The organism is Actinomycetospora sp. (assembly GCF_055612215.1).
The window spans coordinates 1-3,830 of record NZ_JBVPVA010000792.1; the positions used below are offsets into that span (position 1 = coordinate 1).

The following is a 3,830-nucleotide window of genomic DNA, read 5'->3' on the forward strand; positions in this document are numbered from 1 at the left end:
ACGAACGGCTTGAACGACGACCCGGGCTGGCGCTGGGTCTGGGCGTAGTCGAAGCCCGACCCGTCGGTGCCGCCGTAGTAGGCGACGATCGCGCCCGTGCGCGGGTCCTCCGAGACCAGCGCGGTCCGCAGGTTCGCCGGCTGGCCCTGCAGCGTCTTCGCCGCGGCGTCGGCGGCCTGCTGCTGGAGCTTCGGGTCGACGGTCGTCTCGACCTTGAGCCCCTCCTGGTTCACCTGCTGCTCGGTGATCCCGTACGAGGCGAGCTCGTCCTTGACCGCGGTGACCACGTGGCCACGGTCATCGCCGGGGAGCCCGGTCTTGATCGAGGACGGGGGCTTCAGCGTGTCGTCCGGGAACTTCGCACCCGCGCGGTCGGCGGGGGAGAGCCACCTCTGGTCGACCATGCCGTCGAGCACGTAGTTCCACCGCTGCTGCGAGCCGTCGTGGCTGACGGCGGGGTCCCACTTCGACGGCGCCTGGATGAGCCCCGCGAGCACCGCGCCCTCGGCCGGGCTGAGGGTGTTCACGTCGCGGCCGTAGTAGGCCTGCGACGCGGCCTGGATCCCGTAGGCCCCGCGGCCGAAGTAGATCGTGTTCAGGTAGTTCTCGAGGATCTGGTCCTTCGACTCCTCCTGGTTGATCTTCGCCGCGATGACCACCTCGCGGTACTTGCGCCAGTAGGAGTGCTCGTCACCCACCAGCACGTTCTTCACGTACTGCTGGGTGATCGTCGACCCGCCGCCGGAGCCGCCCTGGGCCTGGTTGAACGCGGCGCGGGCGATGCCGATCGGGTCGAAGCCGTAGTTGGTGTAGAAGCTGCGGTCCTCGGCCGAGGCCACCGCGTGCTGCACCCAGACGGGGACCTGCCCGAGCGGCACCTTGATCCGATTGCCCTGCGCCTGCGCGAGGCTGGCCAGGGTCGAGCCGTCGGCGTAGTCGATCGTGGCGACCTGGTTGTTCGTCGCGTCGTCGGCCGAGGGGATGCGGAAGACGATCCACCCGATCGCGAACGCGAGCAGCGGGCCCAGGATCGCGAGGCCCAGCACGACGTAGGCGATGCGCCGGCCCCGGCGCCAGCGCCGCTGGCGGGGGGAGAGCGCGGCGAGCTTCGCCCGGCGGCCGCTCGGCGGCTCGTCGTCGGAGCCCCCGCCGCGCCCACCCCGGCCGGGCGGCGGGTCGTCCGGCGGCCGGGTGCGTCCGGGGGCGGCGGTGCCCTGGACGACGTCGGCGACGGTCGGCGCGGTGCCGGGGCGTCCGCCGACCCGGGTGGCCCCGGCGGCACGCGACGGGGCCGCCGTGCCCGCCGCGGCGGTGGCGAGCGGGCGGGCGCCCTCGTGGGTGAGGAGCCGGGGCTCCGGGCGCTCGGTGCTCCAGGCGTCGGCGCGCTCGTCGACCCGGGTCTCCGGGGTGCCGGCACGCGGGGCGGACGTCCGTCCGGCCGGCCCGGCGGGGCGGCCGGCAGCGGGACCCGGACGGCCGTTCCCGTTCGCCGGTCGGCCGTCGGGGCCCTGGCCGTTCGGTGCGCCGTGGCGTCCGGGCGGGGGCGCGGAGCCCTGGGCGGTGTGGGGGACGGTCTGCCCCTCCGGGCCGCCGCGCTCGCCGGGCGGTACCGCGCTCCAGCCCGGAGGGAGGTTCCGGGGTGGCCCCGGCGGCGGCCCGGGTCGGGGTGGGCCGACGGGACGACGGTCCTTACGACGGTCGTCGGTCACGTGGCGCCTCCGGAAACGGCTCGGTCGGTCACGGATCCGACCTCGTCACGCCCGCCGGGGCGTCAGGGCGAGGCCGTCCGACGCCGACGGCGGCCGCCGCCCGAGGCGTCGTCCGCTCCCAAGACGTAGGACTGTACGAGGTGGTTCCACCGGCACGTACGGCAGACCTCCACCACGTGCACGGTGAACTCTCCCGCCGCGTCGTCCAGTCGAGCGATCTCGTCGTCCGATCGGGCGGAACCGGACACCGGCCCGAGCCGCTCGCCGTAGACCCAGGAGACGTTGACGACCTCGTCGCGCCGACACATCGGGCAGGAGTTCCGGGTGGGCACGCCGTGGTACGTCGCGGCCTGGAGCAGGTAGGCCCCGGCGTCGCAGGCGTCCTCGGTCGAGGTGCGCCCGGCGGCGACGTCCGCGAGATGCGCACGGCGGCGCAGCGCGTAGTCGACGACCTGACGAGGTGCTCGCACGCGTCTCAGCGTAACCAGCGACGTGCGGCGCCGCGCTGCGGTCGTGTGACGAGATCGTCGCCCGGGAGCCCTCGATGTATCGGCGCGATATGGTGCGGCGAGAGGGTCGTCGACACCAGGCGACCGCGCGACGGAGCTCGGGAGGTGGGCCCACTGCTCGAGCTCGCCGTCCTCGGCCTGCTGCACGAGGCGCCGATGCACGGATACGAGCTGCGCAAGCAGCTCCATGCCCGGCTCGGCTCGCTGCGCGCGTTCTCGTGGGGGTCGGTGTACCCGACGCTGCGCCGCCTCCAGCGCGCCGAGCTCATCGCCGAGCGCGACCCGGAGCCGGCGGCGGTGCGCGGGAGCTGGGCCCGGCGCGGACGCCGCGTGTACGAGATCACGGCGGAGGGAAAGGACCGACTCGACGAGTTGCTCGGCGAGACGGGACCGCAGGCGTTCGACGACGAGAGCTTCGGCGTGCATCTGGCGTTCTTCTCCCGGACGCCCGCCGAGGTGCGGATGCGCATCCTCGAGGGCAGGCGGCGTCGCGTCGAGGAGCGGCGCGACGGACTCCGTACGACGATGACCCGGGCCGGGGAGCAGATCGACCGCTACACCCGCGAGCTCCACCGCATCGGGCTCGACACCACGGAGCGCGAGGTCCGCTGGCTCAACGAGCTCATCGACCACGAGCGGTCGCTCGGCCAGCCCGGGGGGGCCGGCCCGGCCCGCTCCGTGGAGCCGCCGGACTGATCACGGCCCGCCATCGGGTCCGGACGCCGCCGTCCACCGAAGGCCCTGCACACGACCGCAGCGCCACCCGCACGTCAGACACGCCCCACCCAACGATCACCCACCGGGGCACCAAAGAGCGAAGGAGACCATCCATGGGTCAGGTCCGTGTGGCCGTCGTCGGTGTGGGCAACTGCGCCGCCTCGCTGGTCCAGGGCGTCACGTACTACGCCGACGCCGACCCGGCCACCCGCGTGCCCGGGCTCATGCACGTCGACTTCGGTGGCTACCACGTCCGCGACCTCGAGTTCGTGGCCGCGTTCGACGTGGACGCGAAGAAGGTCGGGCAGGACCTCGCCGAGGCGATCACCGCCAGCGAGAACAACACCATCAAGATCGCCGACGTCGCCCCGACCGGGTTGATCGTCCAGCGCGGCCACACCCTCGACGGGCTCGGCCGCTACTACCGCGAGACGATCACCGAGGCCGACGAGGAGCCGGTGGACGTGGTGGCGGCGCTGCGCGAGGCGCGCGCCGACGTCCTGGTGTCCTACCTGCCCGTGGGCAGCGAGGACGCCGACAAGTTCTACGCGCAGTGCGCCCTCGACGCGGGCGTCGCCTTCGTCAACGCCCTGCCGGTGTTCATCGCCTCCGACCCCGAGTGGGCCGAGAAGTTCCGCGCCGCCGGCGTGCCGATCGTCGGCGACGACATCAAGTCCCAGGTGGGCGCGACGATCACCCACCGGGTGCTCGCGAAGCTCTTCGAGGACCGGGGCGTACAGCTCGACCGCACGATGCAGCTCAACGTCGGCGGCAACATGGACTTCCGCAACATGCTCGAGCGGGAGCGCCTGGAGTCGAAGAAGACCTCGAAGACGCAGTCGGTGACCTCGCAGGTCGACCGCGACATGGGCAAGGGCAACGTCCACATCGGCCC

Annotated in this window: 4 protein-coding genes; 2 read left to right on the forward strand and 2 right to left on the reverse strand. The window is 73.2% G+C overall.

Annotation, left to right across the window (positions count from 1 at the left end; genetic code table 11):
- A partial coding sequence (locus tag AC0CYZ_RS21705) for a transglycosylase domain-containing protein (RefSeq protein WP_472219145.1) occupies positions 1-1,709 on the reverse strand: 1,709 nt, incomplete at its 3' end.
- Between the two features lie 62 nt (positions 1,710-1,771).
- Complete coding sequence (locus AC0CYZ_RS21710; protein WP_472219147.1) at positions 1,772-2,179, reverse strand: DUF5318 family protein; 408 nt, start codon at positions 2,177-2,179, stop codon at positions 1,772-1,774.
- 153 nt (positions 2,180-2,332) lie between these two features.
- Here AC0CYZ_RS21710 and AC0CYZ_RS21715 point away from each other — a divergent pair, with 153 nt between their 5' ends.
- Together AC0CYZ_RS21715 and AC0CYZ_RS21720 are read left to right on the forward strand one after the other, a co-directional pair.
- On the forward strand, positions 2,333-2,914 hold the full coding sequence (locus AC0CYZ_RS21715; RefSeq protein ID WP_472219151.1) for a PadR family transcriptional regulator: 582 nt from the start codon (positions 2,333-2,335) through the stop codon (positions 2,912-2,914).
- A 134-nt stretch (positions 2,915-3,048) separates the two neighbouring features.
- A partial coding sequence (locus tag AC0CYZ_RS21720; RefSeq protein ID WP_472219149.1) for an inositol-3-phosphate synthase occupies positions 3,049-3,830 on the forward strand: 782 nt, incomplete at its 3' end.